The sequence below is a fragment of the Pseudomonas sp. PLMAX genome (assembly GCF_046042685.1).
Lineage (GTDB): Bacteria > Pseudomonadota > Gammaproteobacteria > Pseudomonadales > Pseudomonadaceae > Aquipseudomonas > Aquipseudomonas putida_AE.
This window is the reverse complement of sequence record NZ_CP064949.1, coordinates 831,326-854,380: the sequence shown is the minus strand read 5'-3', so window position 1 is coordinate 854,380 and position 23,055 is coordinate 831,326. Positions and strand designations below refer to the sequence as shown.

The window sequence follows — 23,055 nt, the reverse complement described above, 5'->3', positions numbered from 1 at the left end:
AGCATTGGTGGCGCCGCGACCAAGATCCTGGCCACCTCCAGGAGCTCGACCCAGGTCTCCAGCGACATGGCTGAAGCCGCTGGACGCCAGCGCGAAGCGGTGGACATGGTGTCCACGGCATTCCACGAAATGGTCGCCACCGCCAACGAAGTGGCACGCTCCTGCAGCCAGGCGGCCGAGTCCGCCGACAGCGGCCAGCGCCAGGCCCGTGAAGGTCAGCAACAAATTGACGCGGCCGTGAGCAGCGTCGATCGCCTGAGCCAGGAAATCGAGCAGTCGGCCCAGTCGATGCAACAGCTGGAACGCGACAGCAATGACATCCAGTCGATTCTGGGAACCATTCGTTCGATCGCCGAGCAGACCAACCTGCTGGCGCTGAACGCCGCCATCGAAGCGGCGCGGGCCGGTGAGCAGGGCCGTGGTTTTGCGGTGGTGGCCGATGAAGTGCGGGCGCTGGCCAAGCGCACGGCCGACTCCACGGCGGAAATCGACGGACTGCTGGGCAACCTGGCCAAGCGCACCAGCCAGGTGACCCAGCAGATGCACGCGAGCCTGGAGGTGTCCCAGCAATCGGTGACGCGCATCGGTGAAGCGCGCAACAGTTTCGGGCAGATCCGCGAGTCGGTGGATGTGATCCGTGACATGAACACCCAGATTGCCACGGCGGCGGAACAACAGCATCAGGTGGCCGAAGACATCAACCGGCACATCAGCCAGATCCATGGCGATGCGCAATTGGTGGCTGAACTGGCGAACTCGGCGCGCCTGGATTCCCAGAGCCTGGCCGGGTTGTCGAATGAGCTGGATGGGTTGGTGCGCCGGTTCCGTACCTGACCGGTGACCGCTGCGCGGTCAATCGCGAGCAAGCTCGCTCCCACAGGGATTTGCACTGTCCTTGTGGGAGCGAGCTTGCTCGCGATGGGGCCATCATTGCCTGAACAATTCTCCCGGGGTAAACCCGAACAGGCTCTTGAACGCCGCAATAAACGCCGACGTCGAGTCATATCCACAGGCCAGCGCGGCATTGGTCACGCTGTCGCCCTCCTCCAGCAGACTCAGCGACGACAGCAAGCGCATACGCTGGCGCCAGCCGCGAAAACTCAACCCGGTCTCACGCTGAAACAGGCGCATCAGGGTTTTCTCCGACGTGCCCAAACGCTCGGCCCATTGGTACAGGGTCACATTGCTCTCGGGATTTCCGATCAGCTCATTGCACAACCCCAGCAACCGTTCATGGCGGGGCAACGGCAGGGAAAACCCGACTTCCGGCAAAGTCGCCAACTGATCGAGCAGCACACTCACCAACCGCGCCTGCGGGCTGTCACCCTGGGGATATTCCACTGGCAGCAGGCAAAAACTCTTGATCAGCTCCCGGGCCAGCGGCGTCACTTCCAGCACCCGGCAACGCCCGTCCGCCCACTGGCAATCCTCGCGACGCACATACAGGCTGCGCATCTCGGCGCGCATCGAGGTCACGACCTGGTGATCCAGATCGGCCGGAATCCAGATGCCCCATTGCGGCGGCGCGAAGAAACTGCCCTCGGCGGTGTGCACGCCGAGCACGCCACTGATGGCATAGGAAAACTGCACCCAGTCGTGGCGATGGGACGGCGTCCATGACCCGGCATTGAGGCTTTCCACCCGGGCATACAACGGACGCGGCAGCGTGATGAGGGGCGGGATGCTGCGCTCGAGGGAAACCTGTCCGTTAGTCGGCATAACCTGGCCTTGTGTTGCGAGACGGCTGATGGGCCGACGTTAGGCCATGTCACGCATCCATTCAATACCGGACGCCCCTATCGCTCGATGATGGCGGTTACCCCCTGACCGCCTGCGGCGCAAATTGAGATAAGGCCACGCCCCTTCCCCGCCGCATCAAGCAACTTGGCCATATTGGCGAGGATGCGCCCACCCGTGGCCGCAAACGGGTGCCCGGCCGCCAGTGAGCTGCCTTTGACATTGAGCTTGCTGCGGTCGATGGACCCCAGCGGTGCTTCGAGGCCCAGGCGGCTTTTGCAGTACTCGGGGTCTTCCCACGCCTTCAAGGTGCAAAGCACCTGGGCAGCAAAGGCTTCATGGATCTCGTAGTAATCGAAGTCCTGCAGGGTCAGGCCATTGCGCGCCAGCAGGCGCGGCACGGCGTACACCGGTGCCATCAGCAGGCCCTCGGCGCCATGGACGAAATCCACCGCGGCGGTTTCGCCGTCACGCAAGTAGGCGAGAATCGGTAGACCACGTTCCTTCGCCCATGCCTCACTGCCCAGCAGCACCAAGGATGCGCCATCGGTCAGCGGCGTGGAATTGCCGGGGGTCAGGGTGCCTTTTGCGCTTTTGTCGAAAACGGTCTTGAGCGAGGCGAGCTTTTCCAGGGTCAGGTCCGGGCGCAAATTGTTGTCGCGGGTGAGGCCAAGAAACGGCGTCATCAAATCGTTCTGCCAACCTTCGGCGTAGGACGCGTCCAGGTTCTGATGGCTCAGCAACGTCAGCTGATCCTGCTCTTCACGGGGAATGTTCCAGGCCTGCGCCATCAACTCGCAATGCTCGCCCATGGACATACCGGTGCGCGGCTCGCCATTGCGCGGGAACTCGGGAATCAGGTGCCGGGGGCGCAGCTGCAGGAAGGGTTTGAGTTTTTCCGCGGTGGTGCTGGCGCGGTAGGCCTGCAGCAAAATCTTGCGCAACCCTTCGTTGACACTGATTGGCGCGTCCGAAGTGGTGTCGACGCCACCGGCAATGCCGCAGTCGATCTGGCCGAGGGCAATTTTGTTCGCCACCAGCAGCGCCGCTTCCAGCCCTGTACCGCAAGCCTGCTGGATGTCGTAGGCGGGGGTAGCGGGCGACAGCCGCGAACCGAGCACGCACTCGCGCGTCAGCGCCATGTCCCGTGGCAACTTGAGCACCGCCCCCGTCACCACTTCGCCAAGGCGCAGTCCATGCAGGTTGTAGCGTTCGATCAGGCCTTCGAGTGCAGCCGTGAGCATGGCCTGGTTACTGGCGGTGGAATAGGGTCCGTTGGAGCGAGCGAAGGGTATCCGATTACCGCCGATGATCGCGACGCGACGCAGCTGAGTCATGAAAAGCTTCCTATTCTGTGAAGGCCATTACCCGCAAGCGTAGGCCGAATCTGGCAAATCGAACGACTGATTGCCATTCATGGTCCACACTTTGAACCTCATCTGCTGGAGCGCGTTCCATGTCCGACCGCTATATCGACTTCGCCAATTCGTCCATCGGCCATCGTCTGGTCGGGGCCATGGGCCTGCCTTCGCCGGTACGCCTGGAACGCTGGCAAGCGGGCCGATTGCGCCCTGTGGAAGGCGCTTTACTGATTGGCGGCGGACCGCTGGCGGAGAAGGTCAACGCCTTCGCCAACCGCCTGACGGACGCGATCTACACCTACGGCACCGAGCCCTCGATGGCGACCGCGTGGATTCCCGGACACGGTCCGAAACTCAAGGCCGTGGTGTTCGATGCCAGTGATCTGGTGCAGGTCGGCCAGCTCAAGCAACTACGCGAGTTCTTCCAGCCCCTGATAAAAAATCTCGACCACAGTGCCCACCTGGTGATCCTGGGACGTGACCCGCAGTCGTTGAGCGACCCATTCGCCGCCAGTACCCAGCGCGCCCTCGAAGGCTTCAGCCGCTCGCTGGCCAAGGAACTGCGCAGCGGTGGCACCTTGCAGCTGATCCATGTTGGCGAAGGTGCCGAGGATCAACTGGAAGGACCGCTGCGGTTCTTTCTCTCGCCGAAAAGCGCCTTCGTGTCCGGGCAAGTCATCAACCTGACTGCCTGCGACACCCAGGTAATGGACTGGACTCGCCCGCTGGCCGGGCGCAAGGCACTGGTCACCGGTGCGGCGCGCGGTATCGGCGCCGCCATCGCCGAAACCCTGGCCCGTGACGGTGCGGAGGTCATCCTGCTCGACGTCCCCCCGGCCAGGAACGACCTCGACGCCCTCGCCGCACGCCTCGGCGGGCGTGGCATCACCCTCGACATCTGTGCCGAGAACGCCGCCACGGAACTGGTCGAACAACTGCCCGACGGCATCGACATCGTGGTGCACAACGCCGGCATCACCCGAGACAAGACCCTGGCCAACATGACCCCGGAATTCTGGGACGCGGTACTCGCCGTCAACCTCAACGCTCCGCAAGTGCTGACCAAGGCCCTGCTCGACAGCGGCACCCTGCGCGACAATGGCCGGGTGATCCTGCTGGCGTCGATCAGCGGCATCGCCGGCAATCGCGGGCAAACCAACTATGCGGCGAGCAAGGCTGGCCTGATTGGCCTGGCGCAAGCCTGGGCGCCGCTGTTGCATGAGCGGGGCATCAGCATCAATGCCGTGGCGCCGGGTTTTATCGAAACCCAGATGACCGCGCACATTCCATTCGGCCTGCGCGAAGCCGGACGGCGCATGAGCTCGTTGGGCCAGGGCGGCCTGCCGCAGGACGTCGCCGAAGCGGTGGCCTGGCTCGCGCAACCGGGCACCGGCGCGTTTACCGGCCAGGCACTGCGTGTCTGCGGGCAAAGCGTTTTGGGGGCCTAGGCATGATCATCGACTGGCACACACTCAATCGCGAACCCAGCCTGTCGGGGCTCTATGTGCATGCGGCAACGCGGCGCAAGATCACCGGCACCACCCTGCCCCATTCGGGTCTGCGCTGCTGGCTCGATGTCGACCCGCAGCGCCTGGCGGCCTATCGCAAAGTCTGCGGCTTCGCCGACAACGGCCTGCTGCCACCTACCTATCCGCATATCCTCGCATTCGCTTTGCAGATGCAATTGCTCACCTCCCGGGACTTTCCGTTCCCGCTGCTGGGGCTGATTCACCTGAGCAACCGCATCCGCGTGCTGCGCCCCATGGGTGGGGTCCATCGGGTGCGGGCCAGCGTGTGCGTGGAGAACCTGCAACCCCATGCGAAGGGGGCGACCTTCGATCTGGTGACGACGCTGGATGATCAACTGGGACCGCTCTGGGAGGCGCAAAGCCAGATGCTGTGCCGAGGGGTGAAGCTTGAGGGCGAGCCCGTCGAAGAGGAGTTGGCCCCGACGCTGCCCCTGACGCAAGTCGCCCAATGGAACGTGCCCACAGACATTGGCCGGCGATACGCCAAGGTCTCCGGCGACTACAACCCGATTCACTTGAGTGCGCTGAGCGCCAAAATGTTTGGCTTTCCAACGGCGATTGCCCATGGCCTATGGAACAAGGCCCGCACCCTGGCCGCGCTTGCAGAGCATCTGCCGGCGGCGAACATCGAGATTGCGGTGCAATTCAAGAAGCCGGTGCGCCTGCCCAGCGAGGTGACATTGCTGGCCAGCGCTGCGGGCTCCAGTGGGGATTTGCAATTGATAGGGGCTGGTGATCTGGAGCACATGGTGGGCCATTGGCGGCCCATCGCCTGACGCGAATCGGATGACATACACCTTGTAGGAGCCGGCTTGCCGGCGAAGGCGTCTTTGAACCTTGCGTCAGTCTTTCGGGTGCCTTCGCCGGCAAGCCGGGCTCCTACAAGGCCCTCACCTGCTTCAACGATTGGCCAACTCCCCCAACGGCTGCGGGAACAGGTTATTCAGGGTCTCCAGCAAGCGCACGTGATAGATCGGCTTGCGAAACAGGTCCAGCACCTGCAAACGCAACATGTCGCTGACACTTTCCATGTCCGCATGCCCGGACATCACGATCACCGGCAAATGCTGGCGCGCCGTGTGCTCGCGCAAGCGCTTGATCAACGACATGCCACTCTCCTCCGGCATGCGCAGGTCGGTAATGACCAGAGCGATATCCGGATGGCGTGTCAGATGCTGCAGCGCCAGCTTGACCGACGTCGCGGTGAAACAATTGAACCCCTCGCCCTCCAGCAACTCCGCCAACTCAAGCAACGCATCCTCCTCGTCATCGACCAGAAGCAGTTGTTGGCGCGGCAGGGCGGGGGCGTTCATGGGCAACACCTGGAATAGACTAAGCGCTGACATTAGAACCCGCCTTGTGCATTAGCAAGTGACAGCCGCCTTAAGCACCACCACCGCCACCACCGGTGGGGGCGCCCACCATTGCACCGGTGATTTTTCCAAAGATCGTGGTGATCGTCGTGCCCATGCCGCCACTGAGCCCGGCAATCACCACCGCAACCATGGCGGCGACGATGGCGTACTCGATACCCGAAGCTCCCTCGGTATCCTTGGCCAGCCCTTTGTAAAAATCGACTTCGGATTTGACCTTCTGAACCAGCTTGGCGAAAGACATGACGTTCTCCTGAGGGCTGCGGGTGTTGCACGGACGCAACATGATTCCCCTGTGCCAGCATCAGCATTGTCGGCATTTCCCCGCCAAACAACTGTAAGAACGCATTAACACCAAAGTATTAACCGTTTCGTTGACGTCAAAAAACCCTGTATTTGCTCTGTACCATTAACTTTTGTTGGATTTTTGCACCTTGGGTAATGGCGTTTTGCTCTAGCTGCGCTACCTTCAAATAGCCAAATAGTTCCATGTTCATAGCTGCCTGATTGCGAAGTTGTCTCGTTGCGCAAACGAGTTCTTTGAGCAGCAGGAAAGATGCACCAGGAAAGGAAGCGCCGTCATGAACAGTCGTGTCATCCTAGGCTTGGCCGGACTGTCCCTGGCGGGCGCCGTCATCGCCGGTTACTGGGGCTTTACCTTGACCCGTCAGCCGGCCGCCGCCCCTGTTGCGCAAACCGAGATCGCCCCTGCGGCATCCGCCACTCCAGCATCGGTCCCCCAGCCAGAAGCAGATACCCGCCAACCGATCGTGGTGTTGTTGCATGACATCCCACCGTTCGTGCAGATCACCGCCGCCGACATTGCCTTGGAAAAACTACGCACCGTTCCGGCCGGCAGCCTGACCCGTCTCGATCAAGCCATTGGCCGTACGCCCTGGCGCGCCCTGCCCGCCGGCAGCTGGCTCAACGACGAAAGTTTTGAAGCCGGCGGCAAGCTGGCGCGGATGATCCGTCCCGACGAGCGCGCACTCGCTGTTGCCGTGGATGAAGTGATCAATGCCGGCGGGCAATTGACGCCGGGAGACTATGTCGATGTGCTGCTGTTCTTGCGCTCGGACAACCTCAACCTTCAGCCCTCAGCCCAACTCGCGATCCCGGCCTTGCGCGTATTGGGGGTGGGCGAGCAATTGGGCCTGACCAACGACGGCCATCCTGCCAGCCCGGCCCAGGGCAACGATGAAAAACTCCGCCAGGAGCAACAACGCGCCAGCGCCCGCACCGTGCTGCTCGCCGTCCCCGAACCCCTGTTGAGCCGCCTGATGCTCGCCACCCAGGCCGGCGTGTTGCGCCTGGCCGTGCGCAGCGCCGAGGAAAAACGCCTGGCGCGCTACTGGGCCGGGGAACGGGATTCTGCGACCAATCTCGCCAATGCCAATCGCGACCTGATCCAGTTCAACCAACTGGCCATGACCGCACCGCCCAAACCTGTAATCGCCAGTAGCGCAGGCGCACCGCGCCGCTCCGGTGTGGAAGTCATCCGCGGCAACGAAACGCAAAAGACCCCCTGAATCGTGCAAGGAACCGCTTTAATGCACAGACGTATTATGCCGTTGTTCAACGGCTTGATCTGCGCCACCTTGCTCAGCGGCATGCCGGTAACGGCAGCACTGGCAGCTACCGGCAGTTGCGCAGCGCTGGGCCCGCTGCCAGCGGTACTGGAAGTGGGCGAAGGCCTGCAACAGGAAGTGCAATCGCCGGTGGCGATCACCCGGATCGCGGTGGGCGACCCGAAGATCGCCGACGTGCGAGTCAATGGCAACCAGGCGTTCCTGCTCACCGGCATGGGCGCCGGCGCCACCAGCCTGATGGTCTGGACCGCCTGTGCCAGTGCACCGCGGCAAAGCATGGTATTCGTTCAGGGCCGCGCGACGGCGGCCATGACCAGTGCCAGGCAGTCACCGTCCGATGATGGGTTGCTGCCATCGCAAGTGCAGACCGACATCCGCTTCGTCGAAGTCAGTCGCACCAAGCTCAAGGAAGCCAGTACCTCGATCTACGGCAAAAACTCGAATTTCCTGTTCGGTTCCCCCGGTACCGTCCCCAACACGGCGGTGACGCCGCGGGTGTTTCCGTTGCGCAACCTTGATCCGCGGATTGCCGTGCCGAGCATTCCGTTGGCCAACGACATGTTCAACATCGTCGCCGGCGGCGGCAACTTCCTGGCCATCATCAACGCCATGGAAAGCAGTGGCTTTGCCTACACCCTGGCACGCCCGAGCCTGGTGGCGATCAGCGGACAAAGCGCAAGCTTCCTGGCGGGCGGTGAAATCCCGATCCCGATCCCCAGCGCCAACAGCAACAGCTACTCCATCGAATACAAGGAATTCGGCATCCGCCTGACGCTCACGCCGACGGTGGTCAGCAACGACCAGATCGCCCTCAAGGTTGCTCCCGAGGTCAGCGAACTGGATTACAACAACGCCGTGACCATCGGCGGCACCACCGTGCCGGCGTTCACCATTCGCCGCACCGATACCAGCATCTCCCTGGCCGATGGCGAAAGCTTCGTCATCAGCGGCCTGATCAGCACGCAAAACACCTCGCAGGTGGACAAGTTTCCGGGGCTGGGCGATATCCCGATTCTCGGCGCGTTCTTTCGCAGCTCTTCGATCAATCGCGAAGAACGCGAGTTGCTGATGATCGTCACGCCACACCTGGTGCAGCCGCTGGCGGCCAATGCGCAACTGCCGTCGCTGCCGGGTGAAAAACTGCGCAATTACGACCCCAACTGGTATCGCATGTACTTCCTCGAAAACGGCGACTTCGATAAACGCAGCGGGCTATCGCAATGAGCCAGAACCTGAGTCAGACCTTCCTGGCGATCACGCGCAACAGCACGGACCTGGAATGGCTGCAAGGCGCTCTCGCCCCCTTGGGCCAGGTGGTCAGTGCCGGTGGCGGCAGCCTCGACGAACTGTTGGCGCTGGTGGACGTGACCCTGGCCAGCCTGGTGTTCGTGGGTCTGGACCGTGAACACGTGGTGGCCCAGTGCGCCCTGATCGAAGGCGCCCTGGAAGCCAAGCCGCGGTTGGCAATCGTTGCGCTGGGCGACGGCATGGACAACCAGTTGGTGCTCAACGCCATGCGCGCCGGGGCCCGGGATTTCGTGGCGTATGGATCGCGCTCCAGTGAAGTCGCCGGGCTGGTGCGGCGCCAGAGTAAACGCCTGCCGCCTGTAGTGCCGAACACTCACCTGGGCGGCCTGACCGTGCTGTACGGCGTGCAGAGCAACGCCGACGGCGCGCTGCTGGCCAACCACATGGCGCAAGTGGTGCAAAAAAGCGGTCAGCAAACGCTGCTGCTCGACCTCGGCCTGCCGCGCGGTGACAGCCTGGCCCTGCTCGGCCTGGAGAGTTCGTTTCATTTCGGTGATGCGCTGCGCAACTTGCGCCGCCTCGACGCAACCCTTATCGACAGCGCCTTCACCCGTTGCGAAGCCGGGGTGCGGATACTCGCCTACGCGACCCACGATGAACCGCTGGAACACACCAGCGCCGCCGAGTTGTACATGCTGCTCAGCGCCCTGCGCCAACACTTCCAGCACATCGTTGTAAATGTCACCGGCCAGCCCGACAGCGAAGCCCTGCGCACCTTTGTCAGCCATTGCGACAAGCTGCTGTGGTACACCGACCAGAACGTGCTCGACTGCCGCCGCAACCTGGCGGTACTGAACCTGTGGCGCGAAAAAGGCATGAAGCTCGACCACGCCAAACTGCTGGTGGATCGCTACCTGCGCAGCGTCGCGCCGGACTCCGAGGCCTTGGGCAAAAGCTTCGGCATGGAGGTCATCGCCACGCTCGCCTACAGCCCCGAAGTGCGCTTGAACGCCAAGAACCAGGGCGTGACCCTGTTCGAACTGGCCCCGCGGGAAGTGCTCACCCAAAGCCTGCGCAACCTCGGCGAACGCCTGGCCAAGCGCTCCGAAAGCCTGGCCAAACCCAAGTCCTGGTTCAGCCGTTTGAGAGGTACGCCATGAGCGGCGAAAAACTGTTCGGCGCGACACACCGCGGGGTGGCCGGCAATACCGACCACGAAGGCCTGAAACTGGTGCTGCACCGCTACATCATCGATGCCATCGAGGAGTCCGGGAAAAACCTGCTCGAAGGCTCGCGCCAGGTGCTGGCGCAGTTCGTCATCGACAAGGTGGCCGAATACATCGCGCGCCTGCACTTGGCGATTTCGCGCTACGAGATGGAGCGCCTGGCCGAGGAGATCGTCGACGAGCTCACAGGTTTCGGGCCGCTGGAAGTGCTGCTGCGGGATTCGGCAGTGACCGAAATCCTGGTCAACGGCCCGCACCGCGTGTTCATCGAGCGCGATGGTGTCCTGCACCTGAGCGACCTGCGATTCATCGATGCGCACCATGTCGAGCGCGTCATCCAGCGCATCCTCGCGCCCTTGGGCCGGCGGCTCGATGAGTCCTCGCCGATGGTCGACGCGCGCCTGCCGGACGGCAGCCGGGTCAACGCGATCATTCCCCCGATCGCGCTCGACGGCCCCTGCCTGTCGATTCGAAAATTCCGCCAGGACATGCTCAACAGCACCGACCTGATGGCCATGCAGACCATCGACCAGGCGATCTACGAATTTCTTCAGGACGCCGTGGGCAAGCGCTGCAACATCCTCATCAGCGGCGGCACCGGCACCGGCAAGACCACGCTGCTGAACATCCTCAGCCAGCTGATCGATCCCCACCAACGCCTGGTGACCATCGAAGACGTCGCCGAACTGCAACTGGGCCACCCCCACGTGGTGCGCCTGGAAACCCGGCCGCCGAATGCCGAAGGCCATGGCGAGGTGAAAGCCAGCGACCTGATTCGCAACGCCCTGCGCATGCGCCCGGACCGGATCATCCTCGGCGAAATCCGTGGCGTCGAAGTGGTCGACGTACTGACCGCCATGAACACCGGTCACGACGGTTCCATGAGCACCGTGCACGCCAACAACGCGCAGGATGCCTTGTTGCGCCTGGAAACCCTGGTCGGCCTGACCGGCCGCAGCATTGCCGAAAGGACTTTGCGCCAGATGATCTGCGCGGCGCTGGACGTGGTGATCCAGTTGACGCGCATGCCCGATGGCCGGCGCTGCGTCAGCGAAGTGGTCGAGGTGATCGGCATCCGCGAAGACGTGTACGTCACCAATACGCTGTTTCGCCTCGATCGCCGCAGCGGCTTCGGTTTCATGCGCGAAGCCCTCAACCCCGCCGGTGACAAACTGCGCCGCGAATCGGCGCTCTCTCCCTCGGTATATTGAAGGTCACGGCATGCTCAAACCGCTGCTGCTCATCCTCGTTTGCCTGGCGTTGCTGGGGCTGTCGTTGCGCTTGCTCAGCCGCGGTTTGCGCGAACCCGGTACTCGCCGCGTGCTGGAGCGCCTGAGCCAGGGGCAACCGGAGCGGGTGGTGCAGAAAACATCCTGGACGGGGCTGGATCGCGCCTTTTTGCGCGCCGGCCTCGGGCGACCCACTGAACGTCTGGGTGTGTGGCTGACGCTGTGGGGCTTGAGTGTCCTGCTCGGTTTCATCGCTGGCGGCTGGCCGGGTTTGTTCGCCCTGTTACTGGTGCCGCCCCTGCTGCTGCGCCTGTATGTCGACTGGCGTTACCAGCGCCGGCTCAAGCGCATGATCGAACAATTGCCAGCGCTGCTCGATCACAGCGTGCGCAGCCTGAAATCCGGGCGCACCCTGGCCGACGCGGTGCTGGGCGCCATCGATGCCGCCGAAGACCCGCTGAAAAATGCCTTGGGGCGCGTGCAGCGCCAGGTGCACATGGGCATCAGCCTGCCGGACGCCGCCTCGGACTTCGCCGAGCTCTACGACAAGGACGAACTGCGCCTGTTTGCCCTGGGATTGAAGGTCAACCACCGCTACGGCGGCAACGCCAGTGAACTGTTGGAGAACCTGATCAAGATCATCCGCGAACGTGAACAGGCGGCTCGCCAGTTAAGCGCCATGACGGGCGAAACCCGGGTCACGGCGGTGGTCCTGGCGCTGATGCCGGTGGCACTCGCCGGCTACATCCTGGTGTCCAATCCGAAGTACCTGATGGGCATGTGGAACGACAGCTCGGGGCAAACGATGCTGGTGGGCGCGCTTGCCCTCCAGGTGTTCGGCTGCGTGGCGCTGTGGCGGATGTTGCGTAGCCTATGAACCTGTCCATGCTGCTGAGCTCGCTGCTGTTCCTGCTGGCATCGGCTTTGTTTGTCGGCGTCATTGTGCAAATGCGTCGGCGTGCCCGCCAGGTGGTGCAGCGCCTGGACGGCAAAGCGCCGAGCAAAAACCGCTTCAACCAATGGCTGCACGCGCTGGGCAGCAGCCGTGTCGGCCAGCAGTCGGTCAAGCTCGACAACGAAACCCAGACGCTGCTCAATTGCCTGGGCTGGCGTACCGCGCGGCAACGGGCTTTGTTCGCCGCCTTCCAGGTGGGTGTCCCGGTACTGGCGCTGGCGTTCAGTGCGCTGGTGCAGGGCCTGTTCTTCCCCGAGGTCACTCGCCCGTGGCTGGTCCCGGCGTTCGCCCTGGGCATCGGTTATCTGCTGCCCAAGCGCCTGCTGGCCGCCGCCGCGCACCATCGGCAAAAGAAACTGGCGGTCGAGATTTCCACCTTCATTCCGTTGCTGCGCATCCTGTTCGAATCGGGCATGGCCGTGGAGCAATCGCTGCGCGTGTTGAGCAATGAAGGCAAGCTGCTGATGCCCACGCTGACCCACGAACTGCGCCTGGTGCTGGCACGCGTCGACTCGGGCCTGGAGCTGGGCGAAGAACTGAACAAGGCCACTCGCTTGCTGGCGGTCGACGAATTCACTGACACCTGCGTGATCCTGCAACAGCTGATCCATCAGGGCGGCGGTGCGATGAAATCCCTGCTGGCGCTCAAGCTGTTGCTCGATGACAAGCGTCTGTCACGCCTGCAGGAATACATCTCCAAGATGTCCGCGAAAATGTCCGTCGTGATGATGTTGTTCCTCTTCCCGGCGTTGTTGATCGTACTGGCCGGCCCGGGCTTCACCGCCCTCGCCCGGGCTTTTGCTTCCTAGGGGAATCGTGATGAAAGCATTGATTGCCGGTTTGAGTCTGCTGATGCTGGGGGGTTGCGCGAGCAACGGACCGGCACCCTGGAGTGCCATGACCGGCACCGCCAGTTGCGCCAAATTAAACGCCGAACAACAGCTGTCACTGAACCTGGCCGATGACATGGCCAATGACGGCAAGCTGCACGCCAGCCTCGCCAACCTGCAGAGCCTGCCGGACAATTTCGCCGATGTGCGCCTGCGCAAGGCCAAGGTATATCGACTGCTGGATCGCAGTGAAGCCGAGCCGCTGTACCGCAGCCTGCTCGGCGGCTGCATGGCCGCCGAAGCCGAACACGGTCTGGGCCAACTCGCCGCCGCCCGGGGTGACCATGGCCTGGCCCAGGCACACCTGCAACGGGCCGCACGCCTGGCGCCCACCGACGAAAAAATCCGCAACGACCTGGGCGTGGTGTACCTCAATCAATTGCGCATCGAAGACGCCAAATTCGAATTCCTCACGGCCATCGAGCTCAAGCAGAGCGATCAATTGGCTGCGGTGAACCTGGTGACCCTGTTGATCTACCAGGACGATTGGAACCGCGCCGCCGAACTGGTCAGCCGCCTTGGCCTGAAACCGGTACAAGTCACCCAGGCCCAGGCCCGCGCGGAGAAACTCAAGTCCCCCGGCAGGTCCGGTCCGACCGTCGCCGCCGTTCAGTAAGGAGCCCCCCGATGAAATCGACCACCCTTTCCTGCCTCGGCGTGCTGGCCCTGCCCCTTGCCGCCCACGCCATCGACGCCGGCCCCGCCTCGCCACAACAACAGGAAACCGAAGGCTGGCTGCAACTGCAAAGCAGCAACGCAGCCGCCTCCACAAAACCGCAAACCGCCAGCACCACCGAACGCGAACTGGCGATGCAGCGCTGGCTGAAAAGTTACCAGCATGAGATCCCGCAGTTCTTTGACCAGGATGTGGGAGGAAAAGTGAGTAGCGGCTCGCAGGAATAAGTGGCGCCACCATCGCCCCTGTAGGAGCTGGCTTGCCAGCGATCGGCCCTCAAGCCGAGCGCCAACCTCACCGACGCCATCGCCAGCAAGCCGGCTCCTACAAATAATCGAGATCACCGCCAAACCTGTAGGAGCTGGCTTGCCAGCGATTGGCCCTCAAGCCGAGCGCCGACCTCACCGACGCCATCGCCAGCAAGCCGGCTCCTACAAATAATCGAGAACCACCAACGAACCTGTAGGAGCTGGCTTGCCAGCGATCGGCACTCAAGCCGAGCGCCAACCTCACCGACGCCATCGCCAGCAAGCCGGCTCCTACAAATAATCGAGATCACCGCCAAACCTGTAGGAGCTGGCTTGCCAGCGATTGGCCCTCAAGCCGAGCGCCGACCTCACCGACGCCATCGCCAGCAAGCCGGCTCCTACAAATAATCGAGATCACCGCCAAACCTGTAATTGGATGGACTCGCCCCAGCCGAGGCGTCAATGCGCCACGGTGGCAGTCTAAACAGCCAACGACAGCGAGGGCGAGTCCATGAAAAAGCATAGTTCGATTGATCAATCCCTGTCTTCTACCGATTTGTCGGCCTGCACAACCTTGGCGGTCGATCTGGCCAAGCAGGTTTTTCAGGTCGCCGGTGAAGATGTTCTCGGCCAGGTGCGCTTCGAGCAACGGATCAAGTCGCGCGAGGCGTTCTATGAGTTTCTCCAAAAGTTGCCGCCTCATGTTGTGGTTTTGATGGAGACCGGTCCGGGTGCTCAAGCCTGGGCCCGGCAACTGCAAGACCAAGGTAATTCGGCGCGAATTCTTCCAGCCGGTTTGGTGGCCAAACATCGCAGCGGGCCAAAAAATGATCGCAACGATGCGTTGGCGATTCTGCGGGCTGGTCGCGATGAAAAAATCTGCGCAGTACCGGTCAAAAGCGTCGCGGCGCTGGCCATGCAGGCGTTGCATCGCGCCCGTCAGGGCTATGTGCGTCGGCGCACGGCCGTCAGTAATCAGATGCGCGGCCTGCTGCTCGAGCACGGTGTCGCCTTGGCGCAAGGCGATGTTGCGATCAGCCAGAAAATTCCGCGGGTGCTGGAAGATGCTACCCAGCCGGTGCCGGCCCTGCTGCGTGAACTGATCGACGAACTGCTGGCCGAGTGGCGCCATTTGGGCGAGCGCATCAGCGTACTGACGGGACGCCTGGAAGTGGCCGCCAACGCCGACATGACGGCGAAGCGACTGATGACTGTGCGCGGCATCGGACCAGTCACCGCCACGGCCCTGGTGGCCAAGGAAACCAAGCCTGAGCGATTTCCCAATGCCCGCAAGTTTGCCGCGTACTTTGGCATGGTGCCTGACCAGCACAGCAGCGGGGAAAAGATCCGGCTGGGGGACATGACCAAGCGAGGTGATGCTTATTTACGCAGCCTGATGATCCAAGGAGCCCACGCGGTGCTGCAACAACTACGACCTGATTCCCAGCAACCCGATGACCGCCGCTTGTTGCACTGGATGAGCCGGTTGGGTCGTAAGGAAGCTGCGATCAGGCTAGCCAACCGCAACCTGCGAATCGTCTGGGTGCTTCTACAGAATGACCAGACTTATCGTCGCCACGCCGGAGATGGCCAGCAGGCAACGATGAGCCACTGAGCGACAGAGTTCTGCCACCGAGGTACCAACTGTCCGACCCTTTGCTGAAAAAAATTGACCCCAGGTAAGACCGGCGTGGATTGATGCCTAAGCTCCTACTGGCCTTCGAGGCCTGAATGTAATCGGCATACCACGAGCTTTTCCAATTTTGGCCAGAAGCCGAAGACGGCTTCCACGAATAGGCCTTATACATAGATGCAACGGGGCGACGGTTTTTTAAAAGCGGGTAGACAGTGGGGGCGAGTCCATACATAGGAGCTGGCTTGCCAGCGATCGGCCCTCAAGCCGAGCGCCAACCTCACCGACGCCATCGCCAGCAAGCCGGCTCCTACAAATAATCGAGATCACCGCCGAACCTGTAGGAGCTGGCTTGCCAGCGATCGGCCCTCAAGCCGAGCGCCAACCTCACCGACGCCATCGCCAGCAAGCCGGCTCCTACAAATAATCGAGATCACCGCCAAACCTGTAGGAGCTGGCTTGCCAGCGATCGGCCCTCAAGCCGAGCGCCAACCTCACCGACGCCATCGCCAGCAAGCCGGCTCCTACAAGTAGGGCGAGTACATCCGACAGATTCAGGTGCGGTGATCAGTTCGCAGTCAACCGATGGCGCCCGCCCGAGTTACTCGGCGTCAACGCCAACGCCAGTTGCGTGCGGTTGTGCATATGGGTCAACCGCAGCACCTGCGACACGTACAACTTCACCGTGTTCTCGGTAATGCCCAACTCGCAGGCAATCTGGTAGTTGGTCTGCCCCTTGCCCACCAGGCGCGCCACATCCAACTGACGTGGCGACAGTTGATTGAAAATCGCCGGAATCTCGGCCCGTCCGGCATCGCTGACAGCGCCGTCATCCGCACCCGGTGCAGACGGTGTGCGCCTGACCCGGTCGAGGTCCTGGTACAAATCATCCAGCGACTCGGACAGGTATTGCAGCTTCTGATTCAGATGCCCCAACTGCAACGCCTTGTGCCGCTCCTGCAGTACCACTTCCTGGCGTTGCACGCCTTCGAGCAATTCATTCAGATCAATCGGCTTCTGGTAGTAATCGGCAAAGCCGGCGCGCAGTGCCTTGATCACATCCTGCTTGCCCGCCTGCCCGGTGAGCATGATCGCCTCGAAAGCACGGTGCTTGCCGGACAGCTGTTGCAGCTCCTGGACCATCTGGATGCCGTCCAGGCCAGGCATATGCAAATCGCAGAGCACCAGGCCGATTTCCGTGTCCTGGTTGAAACGTTCGATCGCCTGATGGCTGGATTCGCAGGCAACGCAACGGTAGCCGCTGTTCTCAAGAAATTCGCAAAGTTCTGCAACGATCTGGGGCTGATCGTCGACCACAAGGACTTTTACTGCCGAAGTACGCTTGTTCACGTGCAACTCCCTGCAAGGCCAAGGACTGACCGTCCCTTTATCGACAGCCTGAGGCTGTACAACCTCTGAATGAAAGTAGTCGCTCTTTGGCCGCTGTACAAAAACGGATGACTAGCCGAACCAGGCCAATGTCAGCATCAGACCCACCAGGAGGAAGGGGGCAAAGGGTTGTTTCTTTGACAGACCAGGCTCCAGGTAAACCAGGTGACCTCTAAGCCCTTGACCGATATGAAGCCAGACTCTTGGCGCCAGCAGCCACCAACACACACTGGCGAGACCCGCGCCGATCAATACCCCCAACACATGCCGACCATCGGTCGCCAGCCCCAGGGCGGTCATGAGTTTGACGTCCCCGGCGCCCAGTCGGCGCATCGCATAGCCGGGCAAAGTAAACGCCAATGCCAGCAGCGCAGCCCAGCCGCCCTGCTCGGCCGGCGCGCCGATCCAGGTGGTGCCGCTCCATAACAGATACGCCAAAGCCAGCGCCCCGACGCCCAGGGTCAGGCGATTGGCGATGTGCCGTTCCCGGGCATCCTGCGCTGCGCATAGCGTCAGCCAGATCAGTAGTACAAAGCTCTGCATCCGGTAAAAAACGTCCGTTTTGGCTGAATGATTCTATGCTGACATTACCTCGAGTTGTCAGGGTAGACGCACTCATGAAAAGCAGCCTCCCACGTAAGCAAAAAGGTGCCGTCGCGATTGAATTTGCCTTGGTGTTCGTGATTTTTTTCGCGGTGTTCTACGCCATCGTCGCTTACAGCCTGCCGCTGCTGCTGATGCAGTCGTTCAACCAGTCGACGGCCGAAGCCGTGCGTCGTAGCGTGGCGCTGGACCCGAACACGCCAGGTTACGAGGCTGCGCTGAAAAACATCGTCAAGCTGGAACTGACCCGTCAGTTGGCCTGGATTCCCGCCGGGCTGAATTTCGATGTCGCCACTGACACGACCACCACTTACACAGGTGGCGTGTTGAAGGTCGTCATCCACTATCCCTCGCAAAAGTTGAACGCGGTGATTCCGTTTCTGAGCCTGCCGGGGATTGGCTCCGTGCCGAGTTTACCGGTGACGCTCACCGCCAGTTCGAGTCTGCAGTTTTGAGTGCCGGGGACAAACTCTTCGGGCGTCTGCTCAATCGCCATCCGCCCGCGCCCCAGGAAATCCCGGAGCCCTTGAGTGTGCTCGGCGTCGGTCTGCAAATGCAGCTCAATGCCCAAGGACGCGTGCTGCTCCTGACCGGCCCGTTGCGGCATCAGCTAGCCCAGCAGGTCCCCACGGCACAGCTGCCGCACCTGCTGGATTTTCTCTTGCCCCATTGCAGCCTCGCCATCGAGGGCGCTCCCGCCGATTGGCAGGGCCAGCTCCTGGACCTGGATTTCTACAGCCTCAACGGCCCGCCCCTGCACCTGCGTGGCTGGGTGCAGCCGATGGCGGACGCCTGGCTGCTGCAGTTGCTGGACATCGGCGACTTGCTGCTGGAACGCCGGCAAGCGCGCCTGCGCGAGCAGTGCCAGTTGCTCGCGGCACAGATCGGCGAGCAGTTGCGCCTGTGCAGCCTGACGCGCCTGCCCGAGGTGTTGATCGACCAATTACAGGCACTGGCCCAACGCTTTCACATTCCCTGTATCGCCCTGGCGTTGCTCGATGAGCAAGAGCAGGGTTGGCAGATTCACCAGCACTACGCCGGCTTCGATACGCCCAGCCTGTGGCGCACCGGTCAGCGCCTGGGCACCGGTCTCGATAGCTTGAACGGCTCCACGCCGCATCACCTGAACCTGGGCGAACATCCGCGCCTGCAAGGCATCTTTGCCAGCACGGAGGGTTTCGCCGTGCCCTATCACGATGCCCAAGGCGTGGTGGCCTGGTTGCTCTGCGGCTGTTACCCGGTCCAGCAGCAGGCCCCGGATGTCAGCGAGCGTGACTGGTTGCAGTTCGCCGCCGCCCTCGCCGGCCCCTTGCTGGAACGCTTGCGCGAACATCGCCACCATCTGCAGCTGGAGCGCCTGGAGGCGTTGCAGGCCTTGCTCGGCACCGGCTGGTGGGAAGTCTTCAGCGACAGCGCCGAGGTGCAATTGGCTCCCTCGCTGACCCGCGCCCTGAATCTTCAGCAAGAGCGTTTGCCGCTGCAGGACTGGCTCGCGCAAGTGCACCCCGCCGACCGCGAAGAGTTGCGCAGCCGCCTGCAGGATTTGCAGCACGAAAGCACGCCACTGCTGTTGTGCGTACGCCTGCACCGCGCCGACGGCAACGCCCCGGCGACCTGGTATCGCTTGCAGGGCCAGGCCCTGGGCGTGGGCAGCCAGCAGCGCCTGGTAGGATTCATGCTCGACATCAGCGACATCAAGAACCAGGAGCAACTGGCCGCCGCCGCCCATGCGCGACTGGACAATCTGATTGCCAGTTCGCCCGCGGTAATTTATGTGCAGCGTTATGTCGAAGGCGCGCTGCAACCGACCTTCTTCAGCGACAGCCTGCAACCGTTGCTGGGCTGGACGCTCGCCGAGTGTGCCGGTGCGGCGTTGATCGAACGTGTTCACCCCGAGGATCGCGAGCGCTATTTCGAACGCACCCGCCTGCTGCTGCGCGAAGGTTCGGCACGGGCACGCTATCGCCTGCGCGACAGTCGTGGCGATTACCACTGGTTGCTCGACGAAGCCCGGTTGCTGCGCGATGACCTGGGTCTGCCGGTGGAGGCCGTCGGCCTGTGGCTGGACGTCACCGAAGCGACGCTGGCAGCCGAGCACGTCAAACAGAGCGAGGAGCGTTACCGGATGTTGGTAGAGGACTCGCCGGCGATGATCTGCCGCTACCGCCCGGACCTGACCCTGACCTTCGGCAACCGGCCGCTGGCGACCTATCTGGAATGTTCGCCCGAGGGCTTGCCGGGAGTGAACCTGGGCAGCTGGATGTCGGCGCAGCAGCGCGAGTCCTTCCTCCAGCGCCTGAGCCAATTGAGCCCGGAGTTCCCGGTGAGCACGGCGGAAATCAACCTGCAGTTGCCCGGCCGCGAACACGCCTGGTGGGTCTGGTCGGATCGCGGGGTGTTCGACGAGGAAGGTCGCCTGCTGGAAATCCAGGCCGTGGGCCGCGACAACACCGAGGTTCGACGCGCCCAGCAACAACTGACCCAAAGCGCGAAGATGGCCACGCTGGGCGAGATGGCCACCGGCCTGGCCCATGAAATCAACCAGCCGCTGAACGTGATGCGCATGGCGATCGTCAATGTGCTCAAGCGCCTGGACAATGGCAATCTGCAGATCGATTACCTGACCGACAAACTCAACCGCATCGACACTCAGGTCCAGCGCGCGGCGCGGGTGGTGGACCATATGCGCGTGTTCGGCCGGCGCTCGGAGATCGAGCAGCACCCGTTCAACCCGGCCCAGGCCATCGAAGGCACGTTGTCGTTATTGGCCGAAGGAATGCGCGGTAAAGGGGTGGAACTGCGGGTCAGCGAAAGCGGGTTTTCGGTGCAGGTGCGCGGGCATGTCGATCAACTTGAACAGGTGTTGATCAACCTGATGGTCAACGCCCGCGACGCGCTGCTCGGCAAGTGTGAGAGCGACCAGCAGTTCAAGCCGTGGATCGCGCTGTACGCCGAGCGCGATCAACACGCGGTGCGCCTGTGGGTTGAAGACAACGGCGGCGGCATCGATCCGCGTCTGCTGGAGCGGATCTTCGAACCCTTCTTCACCACCAAGCCGGTGGGCGTTGGCACCGGCCTGGGGTTGTCGGTGAGCTACGGCATCGTGCAGAACATGGGCGGAACGCTCAGCGCCAGCAACTCGACCGAGGGCGCGCGGTTTTGCATCGAGCTGCCGATCGTGCCCGACGATCAGATCACCAGCGACGCTCGACCGGCGTGACAGCTGAGGTTGGCGCCGACTTCTACCTTGTTCAAGTCGATGCCCAGGCTCGCCAGCAAGGTGTTGATGAGGGTATCGAGCAGCGGGCTGAGCACGCTGTTGATCGCATTGCCCAGCGCGGTGGTGACGTCGTTCAAAAGGCTGCCCAGGCCACCGATGATGCTGCCCGACGGCCCATACATGTTCACCCCGAGGTCGCTGACCGTGGTGCCCAGGCTGTTGACGATGTTGTTGGTGGTATAGGCGAAGAAAAACGGCGGCTGGTTGATTTCCGGCAGGTTGGCGGCGGCTGGCGCGGAATACACGTGGAGCATGTTGGGGTTTTGCGCCACCGAGGTGTTGACCCGGATGCCGATGCCGCCGGTGGGCCGGTGGTTGTAGCAGACCGCTGGTAAAAACAGCAGCCGCTGGCAGGTCTGCACGCCGACATAGATGAGCTGTAGCGGGTTCACGTCATTGGTCGGCGGGACCAAAGCGGAGCCAAACACATCGGCCGGGTCGATCTGCCCGACTTTCAATCCGATCAGCGTGGTCGTGGTGTTGGTCGTCAGGCTTTTGTTGGTCGCGCTGATGCAGCTGTAGGCCGTGACATAACTCCAGGCACCGCCCGCCTCCAGGGCTACATCGAGTCGTATCGGCGGTGGCAGGAGCTTGGTTTCAGGCGTGTCACACGGCGCGCCCAAGCCGCAGGTCAGCAACTTGTCCACACGCAGTCCCAACAGGTCCTGGAGGAAGCTGGTCAGCGACGTCGCAAGGTCCAGTACGGCATTGACCAGGGGCGTGATGGCGTCCAGCACCGGCAGGTTGATCGACAACAATGTCTTCACCTGGGCCGTTCGAACATGGATGCGGTTGGGCCCCAACGGCGCCAGCGCGGCGTTTTTCGGATTGCCCACGGCCGACAGTTGCGGCGGCTGCATGACCTGCACCCGCGCGGTGATCTGCGCCAGGCCCGCGAGGTTGATCGGCAGGGTCGCCACCAGGCCGTTTTGCTTGTTGGCCAACTGCACGACGCCTTCAATCAGGTCGAAGGCTTTGAGGTTCACTGCCAGGGCCGAGATGTCACTGCCGCTTTCGACGTGCAGCAAATCGCCCAGCACCACGCTGGTGGTACCGGCCGCCACCTTCAACGCCTTCAGGCTGACGATCGTGGCACTCGCCGCCAGAGTTCCGTTGGGGTCCAGAACATTGATGGCGGCCTGGATCAACTGGCTGGCGTTGATGCTGTTGGCCAGCACCTGGTCATAACCTGCGGCGGTCAGGCCGAGGTCGATTTTCAGGCGATTGAGGTAGCCGAGCAGGCTGATGTTGCTATTGACCAGGCCATTCCAGCCGGCGGCATTGATCGTCACGTTGCCGCCCAGCAAGCCCCCGAACAGCAAGCTGGTGATGGCTGCCTTGCTGGTATCGAATGCCAGGGCGGTGCTGCGAATGGTCAATGCGGCCAAAGGCGGCGGCAGCGCGGCGACAGCTGTGGCCTTCAGGGTCAGGGTCGAGCCCGCAGCTGCACCGCCAAACAGTGCGCCGATGCCGCCGACAAGACTTTGCGGCACGACATGGCTGGCGATGACCTGAATCGCTTCGCTTTTAGCAGGGTCGACGGCAAACACCCGAAGGCTGTTGGCATCCAGGGACAGCGCGCCGCAGCTGACCGCCAGTGCACGCCCGTCGCCGGGCAGGGTGAAGCCGTTGCGCTGGGCGCTGGCAGTGGCGTAGCTGGTGGCGGTTGCGCCGGTGGAACAATCACCGCCCCGTGTGGCGGCTTCGAGGGCGGCCATGTCGGCGATGCGCTGCAGGTTGCGTTTTTCCAGGTACAGCCGCCCGCTGTCGATGACCAGCAGCGTGAATGCCAGCGCCAGCGCCAGCGTCACCGCCGCCATCAAGCCAATCGCCCCCCTTTGCCGGGCCGGGCCGCGAAACTGGATGCGGGGCGACATCACGCACTCCTTTGCCGGCGTACTGCCGAACGTGACCTCCGTGGGTGTAAGACAGTGTAGACAAGGGATGGCGCGACTGCTGGCAACTCGCCACCCCCAGCAACAACAAATCCCCTGTAATTGGATGGACTCGCCCCAGCCGAGGCGTCAATGCGCCACGGTGGCAGTCTAAACAGCCAACGACAGCGAGGGCGAGTCCATGAAAAAGCATA

The 23,055-nt window shown here is 62.6% G+C and carries 21 protein-coding genes; 14 read left to right on the top strand and 7 right to left on the bottom strand.

Going from position 1 to position 23,055, the window contains the following annotated elements; genetic code table 11:
- Positions 1–66 precede the first annotated feature (66 nt).
- On the top strand, positions 67–834 hold the full coding sequence (locus DKB71_RS03815; protein WP_404821821.1) for a methyl-accepting chemotaxis protein: 768 nt from the start codon (positions 67–69) through the stop codon (positions 832–834).
- Between the two features lie 93 nt (positions 835–927).
- Here DKB71_RS03815 and DKB71_RS03810 read toward each other — a convergent pair whose 3' ends face one another.
- Positions 928–1,719 (bottom strand): AraC family transcriptional regulator, encoded by a 792-nt coding sequence (locus DKB71_RS03810; protein WP_408599659.1) that lies wholly within the window; start codon positions 1,717–1,719, stop codon positions 928–930.
- A 77-nt stretch (positions 1,720–1,796) separates the two neighbouring features.
- Positions 1,797–3,074, bottom strand: a complete 1,278-nt coding sequence (locus DKB71_RS03805) for an acetyl-CoA C-acetyltransferase (RefSeq protein WP_323629189.1) — start codon at positions 3,072–3,074, stop codon at positions 1,797–1,799.
- Positions 3,075–3,193: 119 nt separating this feature from the next.
- Between DKB71_RS03805 and DKB71_RS03800 the strand changes: the two genes are divergently transcribed.
- Together DKB71_RS03800 and DKB71_RS03795 are read left to right on the top strand one after the other, a co-directional pair.
- A complete protein-coding gene (locus DKB71_RS03800; protein WP_408599658.1) occupies positions 3,194–4,546 on the top strand; it encodes a 3-oxoacyl-ACP reductase in 1,353 nt (450 codons plus the stop codon).
- A gap of 2 nt (positions 4,547–4,548) precedes the next feature.
- Complete coding sequence (locus DKB71_RS03795; protein WP_408599657.1) at positions 4,549–5,403, top strand: MaoC family dehydratase; 855 nt, start codon at positions 4,549–4,551, stop codon at positions 5,401–5,403.
- 123 nt (positions 5,404–5,526) lie between these two features.
- Here DKB71_RS03795 and DKB71_RS03790 read toward each other — a convergent pair whose 3' ends face one another.
- Entirely contained in the window at positions 5,527–5,940 is a 414-nt protein-coding gene (locus DKB71_RS03790) for a response regulator (RefSeq protein WP_274077773.1), read from the bottom strand.
- 70 nt (positions 5,941–6,010) lie between these two features.
- Positions 6,011–6,244: a Flp family type IVb pilin gene (locus tag DKB71_RS03785; RefSeq protein ID WP_408599656.1), complete on the bottom strand. Its 234-nt coding sequence runs from the start codon at positions 6,242–6,244 to the stop codon at positions 6,011–6,013.
- 337 nt (positions 6,245–6,581) lie between these two features.
- On the opposite strand from DKB71_RS03785, the gene cpaB reads away from it, so the two are divergent.
- The 9 genes from cpaB to DKB71_RS03740 all read left to right on the top strand — a co-directional run bounded on the left by cpaB (position 6,582) and on the right by DKB71_RS03740 (position 15,676).
- Positions 6,582–7,529, top strand: coding sequence for a Flp pilus assembly protein CpaB (gene cpaB / locus DKB71_RS03780; protein ID WP_408599655.1), 948 nt, complete (start codon positions 6,582–6,584; stop codon positions 7,527–7,529).
- Between the two features lie 21 nt (positions 7,530–7,550).
- Entirely contained in the window at positions 7,551–8,813 is a 1,263-nt protein-coding gene (locus DKB71_RS03775) for a type II and III secretion system protein family protein (RefSeq protein ID WP_323607145.1), read from the top strand.
- Positions 8,810–9,997 carry a pilus assembly protein gene (locus tag DKB71_RS03770; protein ID WP_323629196.1) on the top strand — a complete coding sequence of 396 codons (1,188 nt, stop codon included), beginning with the start codon at positions 8,810–8,812 and terminating at the stop codon, positions 9,995–9,997. The genes DKB71_RS03775 and DKB71_RS03770 overlap by 4 nt, the downstream gene beginning before the upstream one ends.
- Positions 9,994–11,274, top strand: a complete 1,281-nt coding sequence (locus DKB71_RS03765; protein WP_274077778.1) for a CpaF family protein — start codon at positions 9,994–9,996, stop codon at positions 11,272–11,274. The genes DKB71_RS03770 and DKB71_RS03765 overlap by 4 nt, the downstream gene beginning before the upstream one ends.
- A gap of 10 nt (positions 11,275–11,284) precedes the next feature.
- The gene (locus DKB71_RS03760) at positions 11,285–12,169 is read left to right on the top strand and encodes a type II secretion system F family protein (protein WP_406592621.1); all 885 of its coding nucleotides are present in this window, start codon (positions 11,285–11,287) and stop codon (positions 12,167–12,169) included.
- 8 nt (positions 12,170–12,177) lie between these two features.
- Entirely contained in the window at positions 12,178–13,056 is an 879-nt protein-coding gene (locus tag DKB71_RS03755; RefSeq protein WP_408599654.1) for a type II secretion system F family protein, read from the top strand.
- A gap of 10 nt (positions 13,057–13,066) precedes the next feature.
- Positions 13,067–13,753 carry a hypothetical protein gene (locus tag DKB71_RS03750; protein ID WP_408599653.1) on the top strand — a complete coding sequence of 229 codons (687 nt, stop codon included), beginning with the start codon at positions 13,067–13,069 and terminating at the stop codon, positions 13,751–13,753.
- An 11-nt stretch (positions 13,754–13,764) separates the two neighbouring features.
- Positions 13,765–14,040, top strand: a complete 276-nt coding sequence (locus tag DKB71_RS03745) for a DUF3613 domain-containing protein (protein WP_408599652.1) — start codon at positions 13,765–13,767, stop codon at positions 14,038–14,040.
- Between the two features lie 577 nt (positions 14,041–14,617).
- Complete coding sequence (locus tag DKB71_RS03740; RefSeq protein WP_274078160.1) at positions 14,618–15,676, top strand: IS110 family transposase; 1,059 nt, start codon at positions 14,618–14,620, stop codon at positions 15,674–15,676.
- Positions 15,677–16,261: 585 nt separating this feature from the next.
- Here DKB71_RS03740 and DKB71_RS03735 read toward each other — a convergent pair.
- Both DKB71_RS03735 and DKB71_RS03730 read right to left on the bottom strand, forming a co-directional pair.
- Positions 16,262–17,044, bottom strand: a complete 783-nt coding sequence (locus DKB71_RS03735) for a response regulator transcription factor (protein WP_408599651.1) — start codon at positions 17,042–17,044, stop codon at positions 16,262–16,264.
- A 111-nt stretch (positions 17,045–17,155) separates the two neighbouring features.
- Entirely contained in the window at positions 17,156–17,626 is a 471-nt protein-coding gene (locus DKB71_RS03730; RefSeq protein ID WP_408599650.1) for a prepilin peptidase, read from the bottom strand.
- A 74-nt stretch (positions 17,627–17,700) separates the two neighbouring features.
- Here DKB71_RS03730 and DKB71_RS03725 point away from each other — a divergent pair, with 74 nt between their 5' ends.
- Together DKB71_RS03725 and DKB71_RS03720 are read left to right on the top strand one after the other, a co-directional pair.
- Positions 17,701–18,141 carry a TadE/TadG family type IV pilus assembly protein gene (locus tag DKB71_RS03725; RefSeq protein WP_408599649.1) on the top strand — a complete coding sequence of 147 codons (441 nt, stop codon included), beginning with the start codon at positions 17,701–17,703 and terminating at the stop codon, positions 18,139–18,141.
- Positions 18,138–20,906, top strand: coding sequence for an ATP-binding protein (locus DKB71_RS03720; protein ID WP_408599648.1), 2,769 nt, complete (start codon positions 18,138–18,140; stop codon positions 20,904–20,906). The genes DKB71_RS03725 and DKB71_RS03720 overlap by 4 nt, the downstream gene beginning before the upstream one ends.
- Here DKB71_RS03720 and DKB71_RS03715 read toward each other — a convergent pair.
- Positions 20,876–22,843, bottom strand: coding sequence for a pilus assembly protein TadG-related protein (locus DKB71_RS03715; RefSeq protein ID WP_408599647.1), 1,968 nt, complete (start codon positions 22,841–22,843; stop codon positions 20,876–20,878). The two genes, DKB71_RS03720 and DKB71_RS03715, sit on opposite strands and share 31 nt — an antisense overlap.
- Positions 22,844–23,055 lie beyond the last annotated feature (212 nt).